This is a genomic window from Streptomyces sp. TAA486, assembly GCF_000426165.1.
On sequence record NZ_AUEV01000013.1, the window covers coordinates 209,437 to 234,650 of the forward strand.

Below are 25,214 nucleotides of genomic sequence, written 5' to 3' on the forward strand. Positions count from 1 at the left end.
GGACGGTATCGGGTGGGTACGCCTAGAACGCGTGCCAGCGCACCACCGCGTCGCCCTGCCGCAGCGAGCCGACACGTCGCGAGAACTCCCGGACCGCCGCCGGGTTCCCGGGCGCGTGCTGCGCCACCCAGGCGCAGGCCGCCGTCTCCCGTGCGCCGCGCAGCACCGCGCAGCCGGGCCACTCCCGCACGTCCCAGCCGTAGACGCGTACGAAGCCGGCGTAGGAGGCCTCGTCCAGCCCGTAGCGGTCGAGGCTCAGGGCCAGTACCACCAGGTCGTGCTCGCGCAGATCGTCGGAGAAGGTCTCCAGGTCGAGCAGCAGCGGGCCGTCAGGACCGACGTGGACGTTGCGCGGCAGGGCGTCGCCGTGCAGCGGGCCCGGCGGCAGGACGGGGGTCAGCTCGGCGACGGCGGACTCGAAGTCGTCGCGCCGGGCCCGCAGATATGCCGCGTCCGCCGCCGGCACCGCGTCCCCTGCCAGCCGCAGCCACCGCTCCACACCGGAGAGCAGGTCCCGGCGCGGCAGTGCGAACGGCGGGGCGGGCAGGGCGTGTACGAGGGTGAGCAGTCCGGCGAGGTCCGCGGGCACGGCCTCGCGTGCGGGCTCGTCCAGGCGCCGCCAGAAGGTGAGCGGATGGCCGTCGACGACGGTGACGCCGGGCCGGGCGGCACGCACGGCGGGCACCTGATGTTCCTGCAGCCAGTCTGCGACGCGCAGTTCGCGCTCGGCGCGCTCCCGGAGCGAGGGGTCGCGCCCGACCCGTACGACGAGGGGCTCAGAGGCGTCGAGTACGAAGACCGCGTTCTCGCCGAGCGCCAGGAGCCGCGCGTCCTCGGCACGCTCGCCGGCGGATGCGAGCACGGCCCGCGCCCGCGCCTCGGTGAACGGCGTTGCCGCCGGGGCTTCCCTTTCCGTGCCGTCACCCATCCGGGCAGCGTATGCGGTACCGGCCGGGTCCCACTCGGCGCCGTGGCCCGCTACTTGTCCTGGAAGGGATCGTCGTCCAGCAGCTCGACCGAGCCGTATTCAGGGCGTCCGGCCCGCTCGTAGGTGTGGATGGCGATTCCGGTGCCGGTGGTCGTGGAGTCGGTCAGCTTCATCGCCGTCGGCATCGCCCCCTCCGCGAACAGCCGCCTTCCGTTGCCGAGGACCACGGGGTAGGTCAGCAGCCTGAAGACGTCGATGAGGTCGTGCGCCATCAGGGACTGCGCGAGTGCGCCACTCCCGTGGATCTGGAGCTCGCCGTCCCGCTCCTGCTTCTTCAGCGCCGCGATCTGCTCGGGGACGTTCTCGGCGAGCAGCGTGGTGTTGTGCCAGTCCGCGGACTTCAGCGTCGTGGAAGCCACGTACTTCGGGAGGCTGTTGAGCTTGGTGGCCACCGGGTCGTCGGGGTCGGTGACGCCCGGCCAGTACGAGGCGAAGATCTCGTACGTGCGGCGCCCGAGCACGAAGCCGCCCGCCTCGGCGAAGGTCTTCTCGATGAAGGCCCCCATGCCGGAGTCGAAGTAGGGGACGACCCAGCCGCCCTGCTCGAAGCCGCCGCTGGTGTCCTCGCCGGGGCCGCCGGGCGCCTGCATGACGCCGTCGAGGGATACGAACGTGGTGAGCGTGAGAGTAGTCATGCCCTTCGGACCGGCCCACGCTGCGGAACTCATCGGCTCCGCACCGCGTCGGCCGGCGTGGCCCTGCCATGCCGGTCGACGCCACGCGGCGCACGCCGCTCAGTCGAACCAGCGTGCCCTCTCCAGTTCGGCCACCCGCTGCGGGTCCTCCAGCAGCGCGGCCACCTCGAAACGGCGCGCCCACCGGCCCGCCGCCCAGGCCAGACCCGCTGCCACGCCCTCCAGCGTGGCCGCGTGCAGCACACCGTCGGGGGTACGCCGCCATTCCACGTCGGTGCCGTCGACGATCAGCTCGTCGTGCTCGCGGTACGTGAGGGGCGCCTCGGGAAGCAGCACTCGCACCGCCTGCGGCACCTCGCGCTCCGTGCCCTCTCCGGAGGCGGCCGTGTCGATCCGGCCCTCCACCCGCTCGCTCAGCCTCGGCACCTCCAGGACGGCCGCCAGACCCGCGGCGTTCCGGGGGTCCACCGGCAGGAGTGCCCGGCCGTCCGCCAGCGGCACGAGATCGGGCGCGTCCGCGATCAGCGCCTCGCTTCTCGGGGTGATCCCGACGGCGGCCTGCCCGCCGCGCACGGTGCACAACTCCTCGGGCAGCGTGACCTCTTCGGGGTCCATCTCGGCCAGCAGCCCGTACAGTCCGTGCAGTTGGGCGGGACCGACCTCGGAGTCCGCGTCCGCGAGCCTCCGCAGCAGCTCGGCGGCGCCTCCGGGTTCCTCCAGGAGCGCCGCCGCGGACGTGCGGATGCCGAGCGCCCGCAGCACCTGGGCGTCGCCGAACCCTGAGGCGTCGGCCTCCTCGTAGAGCCCGTCCAGCAGCGGGTCCCCGCCTGCAGCGCGCAGCCCTGCGGGGCGCCGCCCGTCGAGCACCGGGTGGCCGCGCAGCCACCACGCGGTGTACGGGCGGACCGTCTCCGTGACGCCGCCGGGCAGCAGCACGCGCACCGGCGCGGTCAGCGCGTCGCGCAGCGGCGGCCGGGCGAGCATCGCCAGGGCCTCGGGCCAGCTGTCGTCGTCGACGAGGTCCAGATCGCGCACAGCCACCAGCTCGGAGGCGACCGGCGGCACAGCCACCGTCGACTCGGGAAGCTGGTCGAGCACGTCCTCGCACCAGACGTCGACCGCATCCAGCAGGCCCACGTCGTCGGGTTCCGCGAAGTCGCCCTCACGGGGCTCCAGTTCGTCCGGGTCGAGGACGACGTCCGTGGCCCGTACGAGCACGAAGTCCGCCTGCACTCCGACCGCGGTGAGGGGCCGCTCGCCCCACCGCTCCGCCAGCTCACCGTCGCAGGCGGCGAGTTCGCCTTCGCGGATGACGCGCTCGAAGGCACTGCCGGGGAAGACGAGCTCGCCGGCCGGCGCGATCTCGCCGTCCTCGTCGGGCAGCGCCAGCGCTCCGAGCCACGGCTCGTCACCGGGGCCGAGCTGCGCGTCGCGTACGAGCCCCAGCACGAGGTCCGCCAACTCCTCCGCGTCGAGGGGCCCTTCGCCCTCCTCGCCCAGGCCCGCGTCCCACGCGTCGCCCTCGTCCAGCGACGCGGCGACGGCCGCCTGCACCTGCGGGGTGGTCAGCACGGCGCGCGGTGTCGCGCCCGTCGCACCGAGCTTCTCCAGCAGCGGATGCACCGCGTCCTCGTGCGCGACCTTCAGGCCGAGCCGCGCCAACTGCCCTGCCCTGGCTGCCTCCGCCGACGACTCGGTCAGCGGCAGCAGCACCTGCCGGGGTCCGATCGTCGTCCGCGGCGTCCCTCCGGCCAGCGGCACGGGAAGTCCCGTCAGCCGGTCCGGGTCCACACCGGCGAGCGAGTCGTACAGCCGGCGCCACCACTCGGGGGGCCGCACCACGCCCGCGAGCCGGTCGATCACCTCGCCGAGCGGCACCCGCGCGACGTCCAGCGCACGCAGCTCCGGCCGCCGCTCCATCCCGGCGGGCAGCAGGCTGGGGAACAGCTCGGCCAGCACGCCGACGGTGGCGGCACCCGCGCCCTCCGCGATCTCCGCCTCGCGCGGCCGCAGCACGACGGCCTCGCCCTCCTCGTCCTTGCCCGCGCCCGCGAGGAACGGCACCCCCGGCAGCTTCGACAGCAGCAACTGCCGCAGCTCACCGTCGAGTTCACCCTTGCCCAATGGTCCCGGAACCAGGTCCACCACGTCCGCCGTCACGGGCCGCCACTCGCGGAGCAGATGGACGTAGACGTCGGCAGCACGCTCCAGAAGGAACTTCGTGAGCGGGCCTGGGGCGACGTGGCGGCGCGTCGGTTCCAGCGGGAAGGTCGCGATCAACAGCGCGGGCAGGCCCAGCGGTTCGTCCGTCGGCGTCGGAGCGTGCACGCAGGGAGCCGTGGGAGGCCGTGCGGGAGTGCCGTCCTCCACCGGCACCGCCCACGTCACCGACCAGGCGGGACGCATCCGTTCCTCGACGGGACGGTCCTCCATCAGGGCGTCCTGCGCGATCCCGCTCTCGTGCGCCACGCGCCAGCGCCGCGCCCCGCCGTCGTCGCGGCGTACCTCGACGAACGGCCCGTCCACGTGCCGCGTCAGTGTGCGCACACCCTCGCCGGTCTCGACGACGATCTCGTCCAGGCCGGGCAGTGTCAGCAGCAGCGCGTCGTCGATCTCCGCGAGCAGCCGCTCCGTCAACTCCCGTGCGCCCGCGTCCCGCAGGGGCAGCACCACTGCGGTGTCGTAGCCCTCGGGCGCGGTGCCCTCCGCGGGCAACGGCAGCCGCAGCAGCGGCGCGTGGCCCTGACGGCGACGCAACTCCTGCCCGAGCGCGGGCTTTTCGTGTGCCGCCTCGCGCACCATCTCCCGCGCCTCTTCCAGCGACCACCGCACACCGCCCGTGGCGCCGACGACGGCGGGCTCGTCGCTGACCGCGAGCACCGCGGAGAACCCGACGCCGAACCGGCCCACTGCCGCCGCGTCTTCGTCGTCGCGCTTCGCGGAGGCACGGAGCGTCGAGAGCGACTCGACGCCCTCGGCGTCCAGCGGTGCACCGCTGTTGGCGACGACGAGCACGTCGTCGCGGAGGGTGAGCCTGAGCCGTCCCTGTGCGTGTGCGCGGGCGGCGGCGTCCGAGGCGTTCTGAGCCAACTCGACGACGAGGCGGTCGCGGTAGCCGCCGAGCGCCAGTTGCTGCTCGGCGTTGGCGTCCTCACGGAAGCGCGCGGGAGAGGCCGTCCAGGCGTCCAGCACACCGCGGCGCATCCGCGCCGTTCCGAACGTGTCCGCCTGCGGTTCTTGCTGCCCCATCGCCGTCTCCTTCGTCGCGCAACCGGCACCTCGCCCCGCCGGTGACGGTACGGCATCCCGCAGGCGGCTCATCCGCCTCCGGTTCTCGTTCGCCGGCATGCCGTGCGCGGGTGCACGGTCCCGGAAGGGTGCCCTTCGCGAGCGCGTCCAGACACCCGGGCGTGAATCGTGCTGCCGGAAGATGCCTCAACAGCCCTCGGCGGAGAGGCCCTGCGGCCCTCGGCAGGGCGGCCGCGGATGCTTTCCGCGGGGAGATCCGGGGGCCGGTCCCGCCTTCGGTACGCGCCACGCACCGAAGGCGAATCCCGCGCCGTTCAGGAGAGTTCGTCCGCCCGCGTCTCGTCGATCACCGGTGGCGGCGGCTGCGTGGCCTTCGGCATGACCGCCGCCTCCGAGTGGCCACCGCATCCGTACGCCAGCGAGACCACATGGCCGTCCGCCGGGCTGTACTCGTTCGCGCAGACCCCGAAGGCCTGGCGCAGCGAGCCGGCCAGCGGCATGAGGAAGCCGCATGTCACACAGCTCGCCGGCGCGGACTGTGCCATGGAGGTCTCCGGCCCGTACTCGTCCTCCCAGCGGTCGGACGCCGTCTCCAGCCCGTAGCGGGACAGGACGCGGGGGCGGCCCATGCCCAGATCCTGGGCGACGGCAGCGATCCTGGCGCGCTCGGGGGGCGGGACGATCTCGGGTTGCGGCGCCGACTCTTCGCCCTCGGGGCCCGCCTCTTCGACAGGCGCTTCCGCGGCGACCGCCTCGCCGGCGGGAGCTTCTTCGGCGGGCGCTTCCTCCGTTCCGGCCGCGACATCCGTGGCGGCGACGGCCTCGGCGGCCCCGGAGGTACCGGTCCCGGACGTACGGGCGTCCGCACCGTCGGTGCCCGCGCCCACGTCCGCGGCGCCCGCGGCGCCCGCGGCGTCACCGGTGCCTTCCGCGTAACCCGGCACGAGGCGGAGGTCGTCCGACTCCGTGGGCAGCAGGTCGCCCGGCCCGAGGTCCCCCGGCCGCAGCCGCTCGCTCCACGGGACCCACTCGGGGGCCAGCAGCGCGTCCGGGCCAGGAAGAAGAACGGTTTCGTCCAGTGTGACCGCCTTCGCCCGGGATGCCCGGGTCAGCGTCACCGCCCAGCGCCAGCCGCGGTACGCCCACTCCCGGCACTCGAAGAAGTGCGTGACGACGCGATCCCCGTCGGCCACGGCCTCGATGTGATCGCCGACCTGCTCGGGCCCCGCGGCGGTCTCCGCCGCCTCGCGCGCGAGCGCGACGGCTTCGGCGCAGAGCCGGTCGGGGACCGGGGCGCGACGGGTACGGCCGCTTCGCGTGGCGGCGGTCATGCAGCACTCACAAGAATCGTCTCTCCTACGCCATAGCGCCGGTATCGGCGTGCACTCCCGTACGGCGGCCGCGACCGACGGTTTCCCCTCCCTGCGGCGGGGAGGCCCCTTGGTTTGCGGACGGAGCGGAACCGGGGAGCCGCTGCGAACGTCCGCGCCCCGCTCGGAGCCGTGCGGAGCGCACCGCCGACCACGCTACCCCACGGAATCGGTGAGCCGTTCCGGAGGGATTCGGTTGCCCGGGGCGCACGAATGTCCGTCCGGCGTGGAGTGTCCGCATCCGTCACCGCCAGTGGGGCAAACTGAAGCTCGTGGCTGCCGAGCCTGGGCGCGGACGTCGTCTGCTTCGTGGGGCCGCGCGTGCCGTGCGACGGCCACCCGCGGCGGTGGCCCGTCGCCTCCGCCGTTTCACTCACGGGGGCGGCGCGGGCGAGTCCGGCCTCGGCAAACTCATCGAACTGCACGCGGTCAACTCCGCGGGCGACATGCTGATCACGGTCGCCCTCGCCTCCACGATCTTCTTCTCCGTCCCCACCGGGGAGGCGCGTGGCCGGGTCGCGCTCTATCTCCTCGTCACCATGGCGCCGTTCGCGCTTCTCGCTCCCGTGATCGGTCCGCTCCTGGACAAGGTGCCGCACGGACGGCGGGCCGCGATGGCCGCGTCGATGCTGGTCCGTGCGCTGCTCGCACTGGCGATGTCGGGTGCGGTGGAGACGGGGCGTCTGGAGCTGTATCCGGCGGCGTTGGCCGTGCTCGTCTCGTCCAAGGCGTACGGAGTCGTTCGCTCGGCGGTGGTGCCGAGGCTGCTGCCGCAGACGTTCTCGCTGGTGAAGGCGAACTCGCGGGTCACTCTCGCCGGGCTCGTGGCGACGGGAGCGGCAGCGCCGCTCGGAGTGGGCCTGCACCAGTTCGGTTCGGCGCTGCCGCTCTACGGGGCGTTCGCCGTCTTCGTGCTGGGCACCGTCCTGTCCTTCTCCCTGCCCGGGAAGGTCGACTCGGCGAAGGGTGAGCGTAAGGCGCGGCTCGCGCCCGCGCGGATCCTGGACGGCCGGGACGACAGGAACGGCAGGGACGAGCGCAACGGCCGGGGCGAGAGACGCCCGGGGCTGCGGACGGTGGGTGCCTCCGTGCGCAGTGCGCTGGTGGCCAACTCCTCGCTGCGCGGACTGTCCGGCTTCCTCACCTTCTTCCTCGCCTTCCTCCTGCGCGACCAGCCGCTGACCGGTCTCTCCGGCGCCTTCTCACTCGGGCTCGTGGCCGTCGCTGCGGGCGGCGGCAACGCACTCGGCACGGCGATCGGCGCGTGGCTCAAGGCCAGGGCCCCCGAGGTGATCATCGCGGGAGTGCTGGCCTGCGCGCTGGCGGCGGTCGCCTCGGCAGCGGCGATCTACGGGACGGTCACTGTCGCGGTGGTCGCGATGACCGCCGGGATCTCCCAGGCCCTCGGCAAGCTGTCGCTGGACGCGCTGATCCAGCGGGACATGCCGGAGGAGGTCCGCACGTCCGCGTTCGCGCGCTCCGAGACCCTGATGCAGATGTCGTGGGTCGTGGGCGGCGGGCTGGGCATCTCGCTGCCGCTGATCGGACCGCTGGGGATGGGCGTCGGCGCCGTCGTGATCGCCGCGGGCGCCGTGTTCTCCGTACGGAATCTGCTGCGCGCCGCCAGACACGGCACCCCGCACCCGCGGGTGGCCTGACGGCGCGCACCGCTAGCCTGCGGCCATGCCCTCACCGCGGATTCTGATCGTCACGGCCGTCGCAGCTGAGCGGGACGCGGTGCTCGCGGGTCTGGAGCGGAGCGACGGGGCGGACGGGGTCGAGGTGCTCGCCGCCGGCGTCGGTCCTGCCGCCGCGGCAGCCGCCACCGCCACCGCGCTCAGCTCCGCCGCGTCCCGCGACGTGCCGTTCGGCCTGGTCGTTTCCGCGGGCATCGCGGGCGGCTTCGGGCAGCCACTGGGCGGCACGGTCGTCGCGACGTCGATCGTCGCCGCCGACCTGGGTGCCGACACTCCGGACGGCTTCGCCTCCGTCGCCGACCTGGGTTTCGGCACGGCCGAACACCGCCCGCCCCCGGCTCTCGCACGAGCCGTGGCGGAGGCCGCCGACGCCGCGCAAGGACCGGTGCTCACGGTCTCGACGGTGACCGGAACGGACGCCCGCGCCCGGGAGTTGGCCACCCGGCACTCCGGTGCCGTGGCCGAGGCGATGGAGGGCTTCGGCGTCGCCGAGGCGGCTGCCGCGCACGGCGTACCGGCGCTGGAACTGCGCACCGTCTCCAACGCCGTCGGCCCCCGCGACCGCGCGGCGTGGCGGATCCCCGAGGCGCTGGTCGCCCTCGGGACCGGATGCGCGGCGATGCTTCCGGTGCTGCGAGCATGGGAGCCATGAGCACCGACGGCATCGGCGGCACCGACAGCGCGCCCTCCGCGCTGAGCATCGCCTTCTCACCGTGTCCGAACGACACCTTCGTCTTCGACGCCTGGGCGCACGGCCGCGTGCCGGAAGCGCCCCCGCTCGACGTCACGTTCGCGGACATCGACATCACCAACGGCATGGCGGAGCGCGGCGAGGGCGATCTGCTGAAGGTCTCCTACGCGATGCTGCCGTGGGTGCTGGACGAGTACGCGCTGCTGCCCTGCGGTGGTGCGCTGGGCCGCGGTTGCGGACCGCTGGTCCTCACTCGTGAGCCCGTCGACCCGGGCTCGCTGAAGGACCGGACCGTGGCCGTGCCGAGCGAACGGTCGACGGCGTATCTGCTCTTCCGTCTCTGGGCGGCGGAGGAAGTGCCGGGCGGAGTCGGCGAAGTGGTCGTGCTGCCGTTCCACGAGATCATGCCGGCCGTGCGCGACGGCGCGGTCGACGCCGGCCTCGTGATCCACGAGGCGCGCTTCACGTATCAGGAGTACGGGCTGCACAAGCTCGCCGACATGGGCGAGCACTGGGAGCACACGACGGGTCTGCCCATCCCGCTCGGCGCCATCATCGCCCGCCGTTCACTGGGCACGCAGACGCTGGTCCGGCTCGCGGAGTGGGTACGCGAGTCCGTGCGGATGGCGTGGGAGGACCCGGAGGCGTCACGCCCGTATGTGCTGGAGCACGCGCAGGAGATGGACCCGGCCGTGGCGGACCAGCACATCGGGCTCTACGTCAACGAGTTCACCGCCGACCTCGGTGAGGACGGGATCGCGGCAGTACGCGGGCTGCTGACCCGAGCCGCCGCGGAGGGCCTTGTGCCGCCCATCCCCGACGATGCTCTCTCCCCCTGGACCTGACGGCCCGGGTGGGGGACCCCTGGGGGCACCTCCCAGGCCGGAGGCTCTGGGGGAGCAGCGTGGGGGAGTGCCCCCACCCGCCGCCGCCCGCGCGTCCCCGCCAGGCGTCGGCCTAGACGTCGAGCTGGTCGGCGACGGCACGGAGCATGCCGGCGATCTTGTGGCCGTGCTGCCTGTCCGGGTAGCGGCCGCGCTCGAGGCCCTGTGCCACGCCGTCGAGGAGCGTGGTGAGGTCCTGGACGATGGAGGCCAGTTCGTCGGGCTTGCGCCGCTGCGCCGCGGCGACCGACGGGGCCGGGTCCAGCACGCTCACCGAGAGGGCCTGGTCGCCGCGCTGCCCGGCGACGACGCCGAACTCGACCTTCTGGCCCGGCTTCAGGGCGTCCACGCCGCTGGGCAGCACGGAGGAATGCACGAAGACATCGCCGCCGTCGTCGCGGGAGAGGAAGCCGAAGCCCTTCTCGCTGTTGAACCACTTGACCTTGCCGGTAGGCACGTCTGTCCTCGTCCTCGTACTGCCGGGCAGCCTCGGCTGCGTCCTGAAAGCTGTGATCACGTCCTGAACCTTGCTCCGGAGAGCAAGTTGAGCGGGCCGAATGACCCGCTCATCACCAAGGCTAACCCCCGGTGCCCGGTGGCTGGAGGTCCCTCCGGACCCCTCTGGGGCCAGGGGGAGCCACCGAGCGGTTCTCCGTACAGTTGCCAACCGATCTACCCTGGCCGCGTGAACACTGAAACGTCACGGCCCGGGGATCTTCTCGTACGATCGGGCGGCGTCGTCTTCCTCATCGGCGCCCTGGCCACTCTGGTCACTGTGGCCCCGCTCTTCCTCGGCACCGAGCCCTTCCCGGCACCCGCCTACTTCGTCTGCATGCTCATGGGTGTGGGCTTCGCGATGGCCGCCGCCGGCCTGGTGAGGTCGGCACTTGGTCAGCGCCGCGAGCAGTAGTCGGCGAACCAGCCCGGGAACTCGCCCAGTCCTCCGATCAGTACGACATCCGCACCGGCTCCCCTCAGCTCCTCCGCATCACAGGGACCGGTCGGCACAGCCACGGAGAGAGCGCCGGCCGTCGCCGCTCCGCGTACGTCTCCGACGTGGTCGCCCACGTACACGCTCGCCCCGAACTCGCGCAGCGCCTCGGCCTTCGCCTCCGCCCACAGCCAGCCGGCCACCGCGTCCGGTTCGATGCCGAGGTGTTCCAGGTGCAGCTTGGCGTTCGGCTCGTGCTTGGCGGTGACGACGACGGCGCTGCCGCCCGCCGCCTGTACGGCCGCGACCGCCTCGCGTGCGCCCGGCATCGCGGACGACGGCACGATCGCGTACCGCGGATACAGCTCGCGGTAGCGCTCGGCGGCCTCGGGGATCCGCTCGTCGGGGAACCAGTGGGCCAACTCCTGCTCCAGCGGCGGCCCGAGGCGCGTCACCGTCAGGTGCGCGTCGATATGGACGCCCGTCTCCTCGGACAGGGCCTCGTAGGTCGCCAGGATGCCGGGGCGGGAGTCGATGAGCGTCATGTCGAGGTCGAACCCGACGGTGGGGCCCGGTCCGGCCGCGGCCGACGGGGTGTCCTGGTCGTGCGTTGCCATGCCGGCCATCCTGCCCTTCCCCGCGGCGTTCACCCCAGGTGGGACGGCCGTGGCGCGGGCCGCGAGGTCGAGAGGGCCCGGACGGTCACAGCGACGTGCGGTCGGCGGAGCGTGGATCCGGCACGGGGGTACCGGAGTTGAGGACTCCGTCCATCGCCCTGCCGCGCCAGTGCGCCGTGGAGTCGTACAGCGGCGCTTCGGTGTCGACGGCCGAGATGAGCACCCCCGCACGGTTGCGGGGCAGCCGACCGGTGGTGACGCCGTCCGCACGGACGAAGAAGGCGCCCCAACAGCTTTCCCTGGCCGAGGAGTTGGGGCAGCTGATCCAGACATGGTTCGCCCCGGCCTGGGCCGTCATCGTCGCCGGCATGAGAATGCCCGGGTAGGTGTCGGCGGTATTGAGGTGCAGCACGTCCTCGCCGACGGCCTCCCGGATCGCGGCGATCTTGGCCGGCGGTGCGTGCCCCGCGTGGAAGGAGTGCAGCACCAACTGCACGCCCTGGCGCTTGTATTCACGGTACAGCTCGGGGAAGCGGAAGTCGTAGCAGATCAGCGTGCCGCACCGGACGCCGCCCACGGTGAAGACGACAGGGTGGTCGCCCGGTGTGTAGTGGGCGAGGTCACCGGTGCGTCCGTCGGGATCGCCGGAGCAGAAGCGCTTGTCGTAGCGGTCCACCAGAGCGCCGGCGTCGTCGATGACGTACAGGCTGTTGTGCGGCTTGTGCTTGCCGGTCAGACGGTGTGTCGAACCGAGCACCACCCACAGCCGCAGTTCCGCTGCGAGCTCCATCACCTGCCGTGTCGCGGAGTCGAGCAACTCCCAGTCGAATTCCCCGTAGTCGGCGAAGTCCGCGCCCGCGTAGCCGGACAGGCACGCCTCGGGGAAGTGCGCGATGTCCGCGCCCTGCTCCTTCGCGGACCTCATCTGGTGCATGACGTAACGGCAGTTGCGCTCGATGCCGGCATCCACGGGGAACTGGCAGGTCGCCACCGTCAGCCTGGACATGGACCGCCTCCCCGCGCTGTCGCGTTCCCGAGCTCACACCCGGGGCCGGCGGGCACGCCAGACGAGGAACAGCGCGCTGGCGACCGCCGCGACTCGCAGCACCACCGGGCCCGAGTCCATGATGGCCTGACCGAGCTCCTTGCCGCCTTCCTTTATCGGCTCCCCCCACCGTCCGTCGACGCGTCCCCAGAGCCACACCAGCATGCCCGCCGCGACGAGCCCGGGCATGCCGCCCGCGGCCCACTTGGCCTCCGTGCGGCTCAGACGCGGCGACCACCACGCGGCCAGCCAGCCCACGCCGAGCGTGATCAGCGAGCCGACGAGGGCCCCCGCCACCAGCAGCGCGGCCGCCGCCCACTCCACGATGCCGCCCGCGCGAGGCCCGGCCACCGCGAGGCGCGAACGCCGCGGCCACAGCCGCCGACGGGCACCCCCCAGGGCCACGTCGGCCTCGGCGTCCGCGACCTCCACCGCCTCGTCGTCGGGGGCCTTGCGGGCGGCCGGCACGGGAACCTTCGGACGGCCGCTCCCCGGCCGGGCGTCGTCCTCCTCGCCGCCGCCGGGCGGCGGGTTGAGGAGCTCGGGCAGCTCGATGCCGCCGACGAACCCGGGCACCGGCTCGCCGAACGTCCGGCTGCCGCCGCCGTCGCCGTAGGGGCTCGGGTCGACCCGCCACCAGTCCGGGTCGGACTCCTCGGGGCCCAGCTCGTCCATCCCTGCCAGATGGGGCGCGGAGGCGCCGTACGAGGCCGTGGGAGCCGTCGGCCCCGAGGTCCCCGAAGGGCCCTTGCCGAACGACACCTTCGGGCCCTCGTCACCGCGGTCGTCACCCCGGCCGGCACCGCCCGACGAGCTGCCCGCGACCGAGCCGCGCGCCGCGACGACCTCCTCCGGCCGCCCCAGCCGCGCGAGGATCTTCTTCACGGCGGCCTTGCTCTCGGCGCCGCCCTCCTCTGCCCGCAGACGGTCGATCCGGCCACGCAGACCGCTGACGAGGCGCGCCCGTTCGGCAGCCGTCATCGGCGTGCTGTGCGCCAGGTCGCCGATCCGGCTCAGATAATCGAATACGAGCTTGTCGCTCTCGATCCCCACCAATTCCCCAACGACTGCTTGCCCTTGGCGCCTGCCCTGCCAATTGCCAGGCTTGCCCACGACGGTACCCTGCGCCGCCCGCGCTAACGTGGGTTGGATGAGCACCGAAACGTGGTCTGGATGAGCACCGAGCACAGCGGCGGCAGCAGCGCCGCACCCCGCACGCTCGCCGACGATCTGCGAGGCCGCGACGACGCGGCCCTCGCCGGGCTGCTCCGCACCCGCCCGGACCTGCTCTCCCCCGTTCCCAACGACCTCACCCAGCTCGCCACGCGTGCGGGCACCCGGGCGTCCGTCGTGCGGGCGGTGGAGCGGCTGGACCGCTTCGCCCTGCAGACCGCCGAGGCCATCGCCGTCGCCCCCGACCCGTGCTCGTACGCCACCCTCGAGGCCCTCCTCACGGGAGACCCCGAGGCGTCGGACGAGGCAGCCGCACAGGCGGACGACGTCGCCGCCGAGCTGCCGCGCGCCCTGCGCTCGCTGCGCGAACAGGCTCTGCTGTGGGGCGGCGACGACCGGCTCCATCTCGTGCGCACCGTATGGGAGTTGCTCAGCCCCTCCCCGTCGGCTCCGTCCCCGACCGGCCTCGGCCCGACGCTCGCCGAGGCGACGGCCGGGATGTCGCCGGGGCGCCTTCAGGACATCCTCGCCACGGCCGGGCTCCCCGCGACGCACGATCCGGTGAGCGCTCTCGCCGAGCTCACCTCGCTCTTCGCGGACCGCGAGCGCACCGGCGCGCTCCTCGGGTCCGGACCGCCCGAGTCGCTGGCGATGCTCGACAAGCTGCGCTGGGGGCCGCCGTACGGCTCGGTGCACACCGACTCGCTCTCGTCGCCCGTGACATGGCTGCTGGACCGCGCCCTGCTGGTGAGGACGGCGCCCCGCACGGTCGTCCTCCCCCGCGAGGTGGCGCTGCATCTTCGGGCGGGCCGCGCGCACCAGGACGTCGAGCCGCTGCCACCACGGCTGGAGGTCCGGCGCGAGTATCCGGGGCAGGCCACCGACGAGGCGGCCGCGGGCCAGGCCCTTGCCGCGCTGGGCACCCTGGAGGACCTGCTCTCCGACTGGGAGACCGACCCGCCGTCCGTGCTGCGCGCCGGCGGCCTCGGCGTGCGGGACCTCAAGCGCACCGCCACCCTCCTGGACGTGCCCGAGCCGACGGCCGCGTTCTGGATCGAACTCGCCTACGCGGCAGGCCTGCTGGCCTCCGACAACGAACCCGACGAGGCCTACGCGCCCACGCCCGCGTACGACGAGTGGCTGCGCCGCCCCACGCAGGAGCGCTGGTCCCACGTCGTGCTGAGCTGGCTCACCGGCACCCGCGTATCCGGCCTGGTCGGCACCCGTGACTCCAAGGGACGCGTCCTCGCCGCGCTCGGCCAGGGCCTGGACCGCGGCCTGTCGGCCGAGGTGCGCCGCCGGACTCTCGAACTGCTCTCCGCCCTCGAGGCGGGTTCGGCGCCCACGCAGCACTCCGTCCTGGCACGGCTGCGCTGGGAGCGCCCGCTGCGCGGCGCCGGGCGTGCCGTCGGTGAGAGCCCGGGCGACCTGCGGACGCAGCTGGCCGAATGGGCCCTGCACGAAGCCGAGTTGATCGGCCTCACCGGGCGCGGCGCCCTCGCCTCGTACGCGCGTGGGCTGATCCTGCCCGAGCTGGGGGAACCCGCAGCGGTAGCTGGGGGAGGCACCCGCACCGCGAGCGAACTGGAGAGTGCGGCGGCACAGGCCGCGGGGCGGCTGGCACCGCTCCTGCCCGAGCCGCTCGACCACATCCTGCTTCAGGCCGATCTCACGGCGGTGGCGCCCGGCCCGCTGCAGCGGCCGCTCGCCGCCATGCTGGGCGTCCTCGCGGACGTCGAGTCCAAGGGCGGAGCCACCGTCTACCGCTTCACCCCGGCGTCCGTCCGGCGGGCCCTGGACGCCGGACGCACCGCGAGCGACATCCACGCCTTCCTGGCGTCGCACTCGCGGACCCCCGTCCCGCAGCCGCTGAGTTACCTCGTCGACGACGTGGCACGAAAGCACGGCAGGCTGCGCGTGGGTGCCGCGTCCTCGTACGTGCGCTGCGACGACGACGCGCTCCTGACCGAGATCACCGCGGACAGGCGTTCCGCGACGCTCCAACTGCGGCTGCTCGCACCGACGGTGCTCGCCTCTCCCCTCCCGCCCGACCAACTGCTCGCGAAACTACGGGAGATGGGTTACGCGCCGGCCGCCGAGGGCGCCGAGGGCGATGTGCTGATCGCCCGCGCCGACGCCCACCGCACACCGCCGCGCACCGCGCCCGAGCCGGTGCCCGACGGCCCGCCGGTGCCGGACGGGGCGCTGCTCACCGCCGCCGTGCGCGCGATCCGGGCGGGCGACCACGCGGCGACGGCGAAGCACAAGACGCCCAAGCCGTCCGGACGCGTGCCGAAGCCCCCGGCCTCCGGGGGCGCGGCCCTTCCGCGTACGACGTCGGCGGACACCATCGCCATGATGCGGTCGGCCGCGCAGTCGGGGGACGCGGTGTGGATCGGCTACGTCAACGCCGACGGGGCCGCCAGCCAGCGGGTCATCGCGCCGGTGCGCGTGGAGGGCGGATTCGTGACGGCGTACGACCACACCGCGGACGAGGTCCGCACCTATCCGCTGCACCGCATCACGGGCGCGGCCGAACTCGCCGGGCCCTGACCCGGCACGGCGCACTCACGTCCGCAGCCGCCGCAGCGCCCCCGCGGTGACGCCGGTGCGGTCACGCAGCAGTATCCGCAGGGTGTTGGGGTGTTCGTAGCCCACCCTCCTGGCGATGGTCTCCAGCGAGAGGCCGGTCGTACGCAGCAGGTGGGACGCCTGCTCGACGCGCAGGTCCTGGACGAAGCGGACGGGAGAGGTCCCCAGCGTGCGGTGTACGGCACGCTGAAGGGTGCGTTCGCTGACGCCCACCGCCTGCGCCCCCTCCTTGATGCTGACCGGCTCGCCCAGGTGAAGCCGCGCCCAGCGCTCGAAGGCCGCCACCGTCGGGTCGTTCTTCGCCAGGGCGCTGGGGATCGTGTACGCGGACTGCGAAGGGCGCTCGTCGACGACCAGGCAGCGGGCGACGAGGTCGGCGAGCGCAGGGCTGGCCATGCGGACGACGGCCAGCGCGAGGTCGACATGTCCGAAGGCCGCGCCCGCCGTCGTCACTCCGCGGGAGGTCGTCACCATCCGCGTCTCCTCCAGGCCGACGTCCGGGTAGCGCTTCCGGAAGACGGGCGCCAGCCACCAACTCGTCGTCGCACGGCGGCCGTCGAGCACACCCGACTCGGCCAGCAGGAAGGTGCCGGTGCACGCCGAGGCGACCGGCACATCCCTGCTGCGCGTGTCCCGGACCAGCCGGCGCGCGGCGGCCGACGCCGGGCCCGAGACGTGGTCGATCAGCTTCTCCGGCCGCCGCTCGGCGAGCGCCGGCACGAGCAGCAGTGAGGCGTCCGCGGCCTCGGCGACGGGACGGGTCGTCACCAGGTGCCCGGCGCCGGTGCGGATCCTGCGGCGGAAACCGACCGTCGCGACCTCCCGTGCGGGCGGCGGGTGCGGCAGATCGCCCCGCATGGCGTCGGCCGTGCTCAGCACGTCGAGGATCGCGGCCAGCCCGGAGTCGAAGACCCCGTCGTATGCGAGTACGGCGATGCCCATGGCGGAAACGGTATCGGACGTGTCGTTGACGACACTGGGAGACGCTCGTCCGGCTCCATGGATTCACAGGTGTTCGTCAACGGCAGGACACCGGGAGGGATCACATGACGAAGATCGGACTGCTGGCCCGCATCGACGCGAAGCCGGAGCACGCGGAGAAGGTCGGGGAACTGCTGCGCGAGGCGCGGCAACTCGCCGAGCAGGAGGGCACCACGGTCACCTGGTTCGCGTTCCGCCAGGACGCGACCACCTTCGGCGTCTTCGACACGTTCGAGAACGAGGAAGGGCGTACCGCTCACCTCGAGGGCAGAATCGCGGCGGCGCTGGCGGAGGCCGCCCCGACCATGCTCGCCTCGGCACCGGACATCCGGCCCGTCGACGTGCCGGCGGTCAAGCTTCCCTGACGCGTCCGCCGCTCACAGGAGTCCCGGGCGCGATCCACGCCGCCCGGGGCTCCCGCCCTGTCCCAGTCCGCCACTCACGGCACCGCAGCCGTCGGAAACCATATGCAACGCGTCGGAAGCGACACTGCCGAAGATCGCCTGCGGCTCGTAGGTTCGCTTCGTACGACAGCCCGACAGCGAGGAACGACGCCATGTCCCAGTCCACCGCCCGGTCCGCCGGAAACGACACCACGCGCTCGCGCACCCACACCTGGGCGGCCCCGACGACATACCTGGACGCGGGCGCACGGCCCGGTCTCGAACTGGTCCGGCTGGGCCTCGAAGGTCACCTGCCCCAGGCCCCGATCTGCGGCACCCTCGGCTTCCGGCTCGTCGAGGCCGAGGAGGGCCGGGCCGTCTTCGAGGGCGAGCCCGGTGAGCACCTGTTCAACCCGATGGGCACGGTGCACGGCGGATTCCTGGCCACGCTCCTGGACTCAGCCCTGGGCACCGCGGTCATGACCACCCTGCCCGCGGGCCGCGCCTACACGACCGTCCAGCTCGGCGTGAATCTGGTGCGCCCCGTCTTCGGTGACACCCCGACGCTGCGGTGCGAGGGCGCCACCCTCCACGTGGGCCGCACGACCGCGACGGCCGAGGCACGCGTGACGGGCGCCGCCGACGGCAGGCTGTACGCACACGGCACGACCACCTGTGCGGTCTTCGCCCTGCCCCAGTCGGGCTGAGGCCAACCAGGAAGCAGAGGAAGTTCATGAGCGGCACGGCGGCGACGACAGTCGTCAATCTGAAGGGGCACCGCGACGACCCCGACTACGCCGACGTGATCTACGTCGGCCGCCCGATGCACCGGGGCGGATGGCATCTGGAGGGGTCGCCGCTGGCGAGTCCGTTCCGTCCCGGCCGCGACGGCACCCGGGAAGAGGTCCTCCGGAGATACCGCGAACACCTGCTGGACCGCCCGGACCTTCTCGCCATGCTGCCCGAACTGCGCGGCCGCAGGCTCGGCTGCTGGTGCGTTCCGGAACCCTGCCACGCGCAGGTGATCGCCGAACTCGCGGACGCGGGCTGAACCCAGCGGAAGCTCCGCCGGGTTCAGCCTCACCTCGTCAGGCGCGGGAGGCGCCCGCCGGCCACACCACGTCGACCGCGAGACCGGCGCTGCGCGCGTCCGCGACGATGTCCGCGGTCGTACGGCCCTTCTCCGCCGATCCCGGCTGGCCGTCCCAGATGGCGACCAGTCGGTCGGCGCGCTCCAGCAGCACCGCGTTGGCCGCCTCGTACGCCTTGCGGTCCGCGTTCGCGTACGGCAGCACCAGCACCTCGTCGGCGGCGGCGGTGAGCCGGTCGTAGGTCTCGGCATGCTCCGGCTTCACCGTGGCCTGCCGGTAGTCGCGGCTGGGCAGGACAGCCACCAGCCGTCCGCCCGCCGCGAGCACCGACTCCGCGAAGAGTGAGTCGGCGCCCGCCGCCACGCACGACAGACCCACGAGCCCGGAGGGCTCGAACATGCGCAACAGCCGCTCCAGTTCCGCCCGTACGAGCGGCACCGTGTCCTCGGACAGCTCCATGTGCCCGGTTACCGCAACTTTCGTCGCCATCCCGGTCGCTCTCCTTCGTCAGTTCCGTTCAACGCGCCCTCGGATACGGTCACGCATCTCATACGGACCACTACACCTTGTGTCCAGACGTATTACCGTATAGGCGCTTGCGCCTGATTCGTGGCCACACGCACGGCAGGCGCCCGTGTGGCCGTGCGCATCCCCTCCACACCGGCTCCACAGCTCGCGGAGCGAGCCATGCGGCACACTGGAGGTTTGACCGGAGGCGTCCGAAGCGCGCAGCCGGAGAACGACCGGACCGCACAGCACCGCGAGACGGAGGAAGCACGCGTGAACGGTGGCCCCCTGATCGTCCAGAGCGACAAGACGCTGCTGCTGGAGGTCGACCACGAACAGGCGGACGAGTGCCGCCGTGCCATCGCTCCCTTCGCCGAGCTGGAGCGGGCGCCGGAGCACATCCACACCTACCGCCTCACGCCGCTCGGCCTGTGGAACGCCCGTGCCGCCGGGCACGACGCCGAGCAGGTCGTCGACGCCCTCGTCGCGCACGCCCGCTACCCGGTGCCGCACGCCCTCCTCGTCGACGTGGCCGAGACGATGGCCCGGTACGGGCGGCTCCGGCTGCTCAAGCACCCCACGCACGGCCTGGTCCTGGAGACCACCGACCGGCCCGTGCTGGAAGAGATCCTGAGGTCGAGGAAGATCCAGCCGCTCACCGGTGAGCGCATCGACGCGGACACCGTCGCCGTGCACCCCTCCGAGCGCGGCCAGATCAAGCAGGTGCTGCTGAAACTGGGATGGCCCGCCGAGGACCTGGCCGGTTACGTGGACGGCGAGGCGCACCCCATCGATCTGGTGGAGGACGAGTGGTCGATGCGCCCGTACCAGCAGCAGGCCGTCGAGGGCTTCTGGCACGGAGGCTCCGGCGTCGTCGTGCTGCCCTGCGGCGCGGGCAAGACGCTCGTGGGTGCCGGGGCGATGGCCCAGGCGCGGGCGACGACGCTGATCCTCGTCACCAACACCGTTGCCGCCCGCCAGTGGAAGCACGAGCTGGTGCGCCGCACGTCGCTCACGGAGGACGAGATCGGCGAGTACAGCGGCACGCGGAAGGAGATCCGGCCGGTCACGATCGCCACGTACCAGGTGGTGACGGTGAAGCGTAAGGGCATCTATCCGCACCTGGAGCTCTTCGACTCCCGCGACTGGGGCCTGATCATCTACGACGAGGTGCATCTACTGCCGGCGCCCGTCTTCAAGTTCACCGCGGACCTTCAGGCCCGCCGCCGCCTCGGCCTGACCGCGACGCTGGTGCGGGAGGACGGCCGTGAGTCGGACGTCTTCTCCCTCATCGGGCCCAAGCGGTTCGACGCCCCGTGGAAGGAGATCGAGGCGCAGGGCTACATCGCCCCCGCCGACTGCGTCGAGGTACGCGTGAGCCTCACCGACTCCGAACGCCTCGCTTACGCCACCGCCGAGACGGAGGAGAAGTACCGCTTCTGCGCGACCACCGACAGCAAGCGGCGCGTGACGGAGGCACTGGTGAAGCGGCACGAGAGCGACCAGACGCTCGTGATCGGCCAGTACATCGACCAGCTCGACGAACTCGGCGAACACATCGGCGCCCCCGTCATCAAGGGCGACACCACCAACAAGCAGCGGGAGAAGCTCTTCAACGCCTTCCGCGAGGGCGAGTTGAGCACGCTGGTCGTCTCCAAGGTCGCCAACTTCTCCGTCGACCTGCCCGAGGCGACCGTCGCCATCCAGGTCTCCGGCACCTTCGGCTCACGTCAGGAGGAGGCACAGCGGCTGGGACGGATCCTGCGCCCGAAGGCCGACGGCCATGAGGCGCGCTTCTACTCCGTGGTCGCCCGCGACACCATCGACCAGGACTTCGCCGCCCACCGGCAGCGCTTCCTGGCGGAGCAGGGCTACGCCTACCGCATCATCGACTCCCAGGACCTGCTGACGGCCCAGCCGGAGGCCGCGCCGGAGAGCGAGAGCGAGTAACAGCGCACGGCGACAGCTGACAGCAGCGCCAGCGTCAGCAGCACGTACGGCGAGGCGAACGGCTGCAGCCACCACTCCAGCCTCAGGTCCTGGGCGCCGTGCTTCGGTACGAGCCACAGCGTGCGCACCGCGAAGACCGCGGCGACCGCTGCCACCACGCCCTGCCCGGCGCCGGTCCGCGCCCGTTCCGCGGCGAGGACGACGAGCAGCGGCACGCACCACACCCAGTGGTGCGACCAGCTGATCGGGGACACCAGCAGCGCGGTGAACGCGGCGACCATGACGGCCCACGCGGACTGCCCGTGCCGCACGTGCACCTGACGGGCCAGCGTCAGCCCGGCCACCGCGAGCACGGCCGCGGGCAGCAGCCACAGCAGACCCGGCTCCACTGTGTGCGCGACGCGGGCGACCAGGCCCTGCAGTGACTGGTTGTCCACGATCCACACCTTGCCGACCCTGGCCGTCTCGAAGACCCGGCGCGTGAAGAACTCCCGGCTGGCGGACGGCAGTACGAGGGCACCCGCCGCGACCGTGCCGGCGAAGCCCGCCAGAGCCGTGAGCCCCGCACGTACGCGCCCCGTCAGCAGCAGATGGACGACGAAGACCGCCGGCGTGAGCTTGATGCCCGTGGCGATGCCGATGGCCAGGCCCTTGCCGCGCGCGCCGTCGGGACGACCCAGATCCCACAGGACGAGGCAGACGAGCAGCAGATTGATCTGGCCGAAGACGAGCGTCTGGAAGACGGGCTCCAGCCAGAGCGCGGCAGCTGTCGCCGCGAGCACCACGGCCCTGCGGTCCCATCGCCCCGTACGGAGGCCGCCGGGAAGTGAGTCCGCCAGCCGCAGGGAGAGGTGGAGGAGGAGTGCGACGAGGGCGGCGTTGCCCGCCACGAAGACGACCTTCGTGGCCGCCGGCGAGAGCCACACGGTGGGCACGAACAGCAGGGCCGCGAACGGCGGATAGGTCGCGGGCAGGTCCCATGCCGTGACCGCGAAGCCGTACAGGTCCCCGCCGTTCACGACGGCGGCACCCTCAGCGCGGTAGACCAGCAGATCCGCCATCGGGAAGCGCTGCACCACGCACAGCACCGCGAGCGCGCCCAGCGACAGCACGAGCAGCGCGGCGGCCGCGGTCAGCACCGCGCTGCCGTCCTCGGTGGTGCTACCGCCGTGTGTGTCCGGCCGCCGTGACACCTGCGCCGCATCTCCTTCCGATCGTGCTCGGCCCGTACGGGGGAAAACCGTTGGCCCGGCCCACCACGGCGGGGCTAGGCTTCCGCGTCTGCCGCCTCCCGGTCCGGGGAGGACCCCCGACCGCTCGGAAACCGGTCGGCCTTCCGTTCCGTACGCACACCGCGCATTCGCCCGGAGGCAAAACCGTGTCCGCCCCTGCTCATTCCGTCCCCGGTCACGCCCGCAATCCCCTCGACGACGAACGGGCCCATCTGGCGGCCTCCCGCGCCGCGCTGCGCGCCATGCGCGAGGACGCGGAATCGCTGGACATCACCAATGTCACGGCGAACTGGGTCAACGCCGAGGTGCTGCGCGCCGGCCTCGACGCGCGCATCAGATCGCTCGCCGACCTCGCCCACACGCCCCTGTTCTTCGGCCGCCTCGACTACGTGCCCGCCCGGACCTTCTACATCGGCCGCCGCCACGTCCACGACGCCGAGGGCGACCCGATGGTGATCGACTGGCGCGCGCCCGTGTCGCAGCCGTTCTACCGGGCGTCGAAGAAGGACCCTCAGGACGTCGCGCTGCGCCGCCGGTTCGGCTACGCGGCCGGCGAGCTCACCGCGTTCGAGGACGAGCACCTGACCGGCCCGAGCGACGCCCCGGGGGTACCGGCCGGGCCGCCAGGACCGGGGGGAACCTCGCGGCTGCTCCAGGCGGAGATCGAGCGCCCGCGTGTCGGCCCGATGCGGGACATCGTCGCGACGATCCAGCCCGAGCAGGACGAGATCGTCCGAGCCGGGATCGAGGGCTCCCTGTGCGTGCAGGGCGCCCCCGGCACCGGGAAGACGGCCGTGGGCCTGCACCGCGTCGCGTATCTGCTCTACACGCACCGCGAACGGCTCTCCCGCGCCGGCACGCTCGTCGTCGGGCCCAACTCCTCGTTCCTGCAGTACATCGAGCAGGTGCTGCCGGCGCTCGGCGAGATGTCGGTGCGGCAGGCGACGGTCACGGGCCTGGTGGCGCACGTACCGGTGCGCGGCGAGGACGCGGCCGAGGCGGCGGGCATCAAGGGCGACGCACGCATGGCACAGGTGCTGCACCGGGCGGTGCGCTCCGGGGTGAGCATGCCGCAGGAGCCGTGCGTGGTGGTGCGGGGCTCGCGGCGCTGGCGGGTCCCCGCGGACGAACTGGCGTCCCTGGCCGAGGAGTTGCTGAGCCGCGACATGCGGTACGGGGCCGCACGGGAAGCCCTGCCGCAGCGCATCGCGCACGCGGTGCTGGTTCGCATGGAGCAGGCCGGCGAGGCTCCGGACGACCGCGTGCAGGACGCGGTGGCGCGGAACGCGGCCGTCAAGGCCGTCGTGAAGACGTGCTGGCCGGCCGTGGACCCGGCGAAGCTCGTGCTCCGCCTGCTGTCGGACCCGGAGTTCCTCGCCGAGCAGGCCGAGGGCATCCTCACGGAGGCGGAGCAGCGGGCGATCCTGTGGGCGAAGCCGGCCCGCGGGGTCAAGTCGGCCCCCTGGTCGGTGGCCGACGCCGTACTCGTCGACGAGGTCGACGACCTGGTGCGGCGCACCCCTTCGCTGGGTCATGTGGTCCTCGACGAGGCGCAGGACCTCTCCCCCATGCAGTACAGGGCCGTCGGTCGCCGCTGCTCCACGGGCTCCGTGACCGTGCTCGGCGACATCGCGCAGGGCACGACCCCGTGGGCGACGGCGAGTTGGGAAGAGGCGCTGCGACATCTGGGCAAGCCGGCCGCCGCCGTCGAGGAGTTGACGCTCGGCTTCCGTGTGCCGCGCCAGGTCATCGCCTACGCGTCCAGGCTGCTGCCCGAGATCGCGCCGGACCTGCGCGAGGCGTCCTCGGTCCGGGAGTCGCCGGGGGACTTCTCCGTACGGGCCTGTCCCGCACCGGAGTTGGACGCCGCGGTCGTCGAGGCGTGCCGCGAGGCGCTGCTGCACGAGGGCTCGGTGGGCCTGATCGCCGCGGACGCCCGGGTCCCCGCGCTGGCGGGCGCCCTGGAGGCCGCCGGGCTGCCGCATCTCGCTCCGGGCACGGAGACCGGGGAGGGCTCCCGGCTGACGCTGGTCCCGGCGACGCTGGCCAAGGGCCTGGAGTACGACTACGTCGTCCTGGACGAGCCCGCCGCGATCATCGACGCCGAACCGGACATCCGCACGGGGCTGCGCCGCCTCTATGTCTCCCTCACCCGCGCGGTATCGGGACTCGCGGTTCTGCACGCGGCACCGCTGCCGCCCGCGCTGGCATCCTGAGACCCCGACCTCGGAGGACCTGATGCTGTGGTGCCTGCAGACAGCGAGCCTCATCGCCGCCCCCTCACCCCGGGCCTCAGCGCGGGTCTCTATTGCGGCTTCGCCTGCGGCGGTCATGCCGGGCCTGGCCCGTGCGGTCGTGAACACGGCGGCCTTCGCCTGCCTGGTGTGGGCCCTGGTGCGGCAGGGCTGAGGTTGCGGAAGACGCACGCCTCCCCCGCCCCCGGAGCCTTCAGGCGGCGAAAAACCGGGTGATCGGACCGCGGGAGTCGTCGTAGCGTCGTCGAATGGATTCGACGACGCTTCGTGACGCCGTGGACGAGGCGTTCGCAACGACAGGCGCGGGAAGGCACCCGTGGCCGGACCCGCACCCGTGGGGAGTGGACCCGCACGACGAGGAGTACTCGCGCTGCCTCGACCCCGGCAAGTACCTCATTCTCAGGGCGCGTGCCGACGCGTGGGCGCAGGCTCTCGCCGGGCTCGGTCTGGCGGTCTCCGAGGAGGTGACGGACCCCGCGGGGATCTGGCGGGACGGGCCCCGGCATGGCCTGGCCCCGGACCGGGCGGTCCGGCTGCGGCCGGTGCGGGCCCGCACCCTCCCGCTGCTGGTCGGGTTCCTGGCCGTGGACGGCGTGCCCGATGTGGCGGTGACGGTAGGGGCCGGCGAGCCGGCGGTGCTGCTGAAGTCGCTGCCCGACTGCGGGTGCGACGCGTGTGACAGCGGCTCCGAGCTGCTGCTGGAGGACTTCGACGACTGCGTACTGGCCGTCGTCAGCGGCGAGTTCGTCCACATCGGCAGAGGCGAGGACACGCTCGTCTCTCAGGGGTCCGGCTGGTCGGCGAGCGGCAGGTTCGCCCGGTCGCGCCGCGACCCGGAGCGTCTGCTGAGGGATGCCCGCTCCGGGCGGTCGCGGCATCCGGTGATGCGCGGCGAGGCGTGGTGGTGACCTCACGCATCTGGGACGGGGCCCCGCCTGGCCCT

22 protein-coding genes are annotated in these 25,214 nt (G+C 73.0%); 11 read left to right on the top strand and 11 right to left on the bottom strand.

Features of this window, described 5'->3' with window-relative positions; genetic code table 11:
• Positions 1-22: 22 nt before the first annotated feature.
• The 4 genes from I004_RS0118450 to I004_RS34705 form a co-directional block, all read right to left on the bottom strand.
• Complete coding sequence (locus I004_RS0118450) at positions 23-928, bottom strand: aminoglycoside phosphotransferase family protein (protein ID WP_037976749.1); 906 nt, start codon at positions 926-928, stop codon at positions 23-25.
• A gap of 50 nt (positions 929-978) precedes the next feature.
• Positions 979-1,623 (bottom strand): dihydrofolate reductase family protein, encoded by a 645-nt coding sequence (locus I004_RS0118455; RefSeq protein ID WP_028436711.1) that lies wholly within the window; start codon positions 1,621-1,623, stop codon positions 979-981.
• A gap of 99 nt (positions 1,624-1,722) precedes the next feature.
• A complete protein-coding gene (locus I004_RS0118460; protein WP_028436712.1) occupies positions 1,723-4,872 on the bottom strand; it encodes a sacsin N-terminal ATP-binding-like domain-containing protein in 3,150 nt (1,049 codons plus the stop codon).
• 314 nt (positions 4,873-5,186) lie between these two features.
• On the bottom strand, positions 5,187-6,203 hold the full coding sequence (locus I004_RS34705) for a DUF3027 domain-containing protein (protein WP_037976751.1): 1,017 nt from the start codon (positions 6,201-6,203) through the stop codon (positions 5,187-5,189).
• A gap of 311 nt (positions 6,204-6,514) precedes the next feature.
• Between I004_RS34705 and I004_RS0118470 the strand changes: the two genes are divergently transcribed.
• Genes I004_RS0118470 through I004_RS0118480 form a run of 3 tightly spaced genes read left to right on the top strand, consistent with a single transcriptional unit; the run spans position 6,515 to position 9,475 of the window.
• Entirely contained in the window at positions 6,515-7,900 is a 1,386-nt protein-coding gene (locus I004_RS0118470; RefSeq protein WP_028436713.1) for an MFS transporter, read from the top strand.
• A 25-nt stretch (positions 7,901-7,925) separates the two neighbouring features.
• Positions 7,926-8,591 (top strand): futalosine hydrolase, encoded by a 666-nt coding sequence (locus tag I004_RS0118475; RefSeq protein WP_028436714.1) that lies wholly within the window; start codon positions 7,926-7,928, stop codon positions 8,589-8,591.
• Positions 8,588-9,475, top strand: coding sequence for a 1,4-dihydroxy-6-naphtoate synthase (locus I004_RS0118480; protein ID WP_051345184.1), 888 nt, complete (start codon positions 8,588-8,590; stop codon positions 9,473-9,475). The genes I004_RS0118475 and I004_RS0118480 overlap by 4 nt, the downstream gene beginning before the upstream one ends.
• Positions 9,476-9,587: 112 nt before the next feature.
• On the opposite strand, the gene I004_RS0118485 is transcribed toward I004_RS0118480, so the two are convergent.
• On the bottom strand, positions 9,588-9,971 hold the full coding sequence (locus I004_RS0118485) for a cold-shock protein (protein ID WP_028436716.1): 384 nt from the start codon (positions 9,969-9,971) through the stop codon (positions 9,588-9,590).
• A 228-nt stretch (positions 9,972-10,199) separates the two neighbouring features.
• Between I004_RS0118485 and I004_RS0118490 the strand changes: the two genes are divergently transcribed.
• A complete protein-coding gene (locus I004_RS0118490) occupies positions 10,200-10,424 on the top strand; it encodes a hypothetical protein (RefSeq protein ID WP_028436717.1) in 225 nt (74 codons plus the stop codon).
• On the opposite strand, the gene I004_RS0118495 is transcribed toward I004_RS0118490, so the two are convergent.
• The 3 genes from I004_RS0118495 to I004_RS0118505 all read right to left on the bottom strand — a co-directional run bounded on the left by I004_RS0118495 (position 10,406) and on the right by I004_RS0118505 (position 13,160).
• Positions 10,406-11,071: a haloacid dehalogenase-like hydrolase gene (locus I004_RS0118495; RefSeq protein ID WP_051345157.1), complete on the bottom strand. Its 666-nt coding sequence runs from the start codon at positions 11,069-11,071 to the stop codon at positions 10,406-10,408. The genes I004_RS0118490 and I004_RS0118495 overlap by 19 nt on opposite strands.
• Before the next feature lie 76 nt (positions 11,072-11,147).
• Positions 11,148-12,068, bottom strand: coding sequence for a carbon-nitrogen hydrolase family protein (locus tag I004_RS0118500; RefSeq protein ID WP_028436719.1), 921 nt, complete (start codon positions 12,066-12,068; stop codon positions 11,148-11,150).
• Positions 12,069-12,101: 33 nt separating this feature from the next.
• Entirely contained in the window at positions 12,102-13,160 is a 1,059-nt protein-coding gene (locus I004_RS0118505) for a hypothetical protein (protein WP_028436720.1), read from the bottom strand.
• 120 nt (positions 13,161-13,280) lie between these two features.
• On the opposite strand from I004_RS0118505, the gene I004_RS0118510 reads away from it, so the two are divergent.
• Positions 13,281-15,833, top strand: coding sequence for a helicase-associated domain-containing protein (locus I004_RS0118510; protein WP_028436721.1), 2,553 nt, complete (start codon positions 13,281-13,283; stop codon positions 15,831-15,833).
• A gap of 15 nt (positions 15,834-15,848) precedes the next feature.
• On the opposite strand, the gene I004_RS0118515 is transcribed toward I004_RS0118510, so the two are convergent.
• The gene (locus tag I004_RS0118515) at positions 15,849-16,814 is read right to left on the bottom strand and encodes a helix-turn-helix domain-containing protein (protein ID WP_028436722.1); all 966 of its coding nucleotides are present in this window, start codon (positions 16,812-16,814) and stop codon (positions 15,849-15,851) included.
• Positions 16,815-16,918: 104 nt separating this feature from the next.
• On the opposite strand from I004_RS0118515, the gene I004_RS0118520 reads away from it, so the two are divergent.
• The 3 genes from I004_RS0118520 to I004_RS0118530 all read left to right on the top strand — a co-directional run bounded on the left by I004_RS0118520 (position 16,919) and on the right by I004_RS0118530 (position 18,287).
• Positions 16,919-17,218, top strand: coding sequence for an antibiotic biosynthesis monooxygenase (locus I004_RS0118520; protein ID WP_028436723.1), 300 nt, complete (start codon positions 16,919-16,921; stop codon positions 17,216-17,218).
• A gap of 191 nt (positions 17,219-17,409) precedes the next feature.
• On the top strand, positions 17,410-17,943 hold the full coding sequence (locus I004_RS0118525) for a PaaI family thioesterase (RefSeq protein WP_028436724.1): 534 nt from the start codon (positions 17,410-17,412) through the stop codon (positions 17,941-17,943).
• Between the two features lie 26 nt (positions 17,944-17,969).
• The gene (locus tag I004_RS0118530; protein WP_028436725.1) at positions 17,970-18,287 is read left to right on the top strand and encodes a DUF4326 domain-containing protein; all 318 of its coding nucleotides are present in this window, start codon (positions 17,970-17,972) and stop codon (positions 18,285-18,287) included.
• Positions 18,288-18,324: 37 nt separating this feature from the next.
• On the opposite strand, the gene I004_RS0118535 is transcribed toward I004_RS0118530, so the two are convergent.
• Positions 18,325-18,816, bottom strand: a complete 492-nt coding sequence (locus I004_RS0118535; RefSeq protein WP_037976754.1) for a hypothetical protein — start codon at positions 18,814-18,816, stop codon at positions 18,325-18,327.
• 291 nt (positions 18,817-19,107) lie between these two features.
• Here I004_RS0118535 and I004_RS0118540 point away from each other — a divergent pair, with 291 nt between their 5' ends.
• Complete coding sequence (locus I004_RS0118540) at positions 19,108-20,784, top strand: DNA repair helicase XPB (RefSeq protein WP_028436727.1); 1,677 nt, start codon at positions 19,108-19,110, stop codon at positions 20,782-20,784.
• On the opposite strand, the gene I004_RS34710 is transcribed toward I004_RS0118540, so the two are convergent.
• Positions 20,712-21,902 (bottom strand): glycosyltransferase 87 family protein, encoded by a 1,191-nt coding sequence (locus I004_RS34710; protein WP_078511431.1) that lies wholly within the window; start codon positions 21,900-21,902, stop codon positions 20,712-20,714. The two genes, I004_RS0118540 and I004_RS34710, sit on opposite strands and share 73 nt — an antisense overlap.
• 260 nt (positions 21,903-22,162) lie before the next feature.
• Here I004_RS34710 and I004_RS0118550 point away from each other — a divergent pair, with 260 nt between their 5' ends.
• Together I004_RS0118550 and I004_RS34715 are read left to right on the top strand one after the other, a co-directional pair.
• Positions 22,163-24,232: a helicase domain-containing protein gene (locus tag I004_RS0118550; protein ID WP_028436728.1), complete on the top strand. Its 2,070-nt coding sequence runs from the start codon at positions 22,163-22,165 to the stop codon at positions 24,230-24,232.
• A 287-nt stretch (positions 24,233-24,519) separates the two neighbouring features.
• A complete protein-coding gene (locus I004_RS34715) occupies positions 24,520-25,179 on the top strand; it encodes a DUF6226 family protein (RefSeq protein WP_051345159.1) in 660 nt (219 codons plus the stop codon).
• Positions 25,180-25,214: the final 35 nt, after the last annotated feature.

Bases quoted from the DNA above. Each gene is read 5' to 3' on its own strand.
- I004_RS0118450 (WP_037976749.1), bottom strand. From the start codon at position 928: ATGGGTGACGGCACGGAAAGGGAAGCCCCGGCGGCAACGCCGTTCACC.
- I004_RS0118455 (WP_028436711.1), bottom strand. From the start codon at position 1,623: ATGACTACTCTCACGCTCACCACGTTCGTATCCCTCGACGGCGTCATG.
- I004_RS0118460 (WP_028436712.1), bottom strand. From the start codon at position 4,872: ATGGGGCAGCAAGAACCGCAGGCGGACACGTTCGGAACGGCGCGGATG.
- I004_RS34705 (WP_037976751.1), bottom strand. From the start codon at position 6,203: ATGACCGCCGCCACGCGAAGCGGCCGTACCCGTCGCGCCCCGGTCCCC.
- I004_RS0118475 (WP_028436714.1), top strand. From the start codon at position 7,926: ATGCCCTCACCGCGGATTCTGATCGTCACGGCCGTCGCAGCTGAGCGG.
- I004_RS0118480 (WP_051345184.1), top strand. From the start codon at position 8,588: ATGAGCACCGACGGCATCGGCGGCACCGACAGCGCGCCCTCCGCGCTG.
- I004_RS0118495 (WP_051345157.1), bottom strand. From the start codon at position 11,071: ATGGCCGGCATGGCAACGCACGACCAGGACACCCCGTCGGCCGCGGCC.
- I004_RS0118500 (WP_028436719.1), bottom strand. From the start codon at position 12,068: ATGTCCAGGCTGACGGTGGCGACCTGCCAGTTCCCCGTGGATGCCGGC.
- I004_RS0118510 (WP_028436721.1), top strand. From the start codon at position 13,281: ATGAGCACCGAGCACAGCGGCGGCAGCAGCGCCGCACCCCGCACGCTC.
- I004_RS0118515 (WP_028436722.1), bottom strand. From the start codon at position 16,814: ATGGGCATCGCCGTACTCGCATACGACGGGGTCTTCGACTCCGGGCTG.
- I004_RS0118520 (WP_028436723.1), top strand. From the start codon at position 16,919: ATGACGAAGATCGGACTGCTGGCCCGCATCGACGCGAAGCCGGAGCAC.
- I004_RS0118525 (WP_028436724.1), top strand. From the start codon at position 17,410: ATGTCCCAGTCCACCGCCCGGTCCGCCGGAAACGACACCACGCGCTCG.
- I004_RS0118530 (WP_028436725.1), top strand. From the start codon at position 17,970: ATGAGCGGCACGGCGGCGACGACAGTCGTCAATCTGAAGGGGCACCGC.
- I004_RS0118535 (WP_037976754.1), bottom strand. From the start codon at position 18,816: ATGGCGACGAAAGTTGCGGTAACCGGGCACATGGAGCTGTCCGAGGAC.
- I004_RS34715 (WP_051345159.1), top strand. From the start codon at position 24,520: ATGGATTCGACGACGCTTCGTGACGCCGTGGACGAGGCGTTCGCAACG.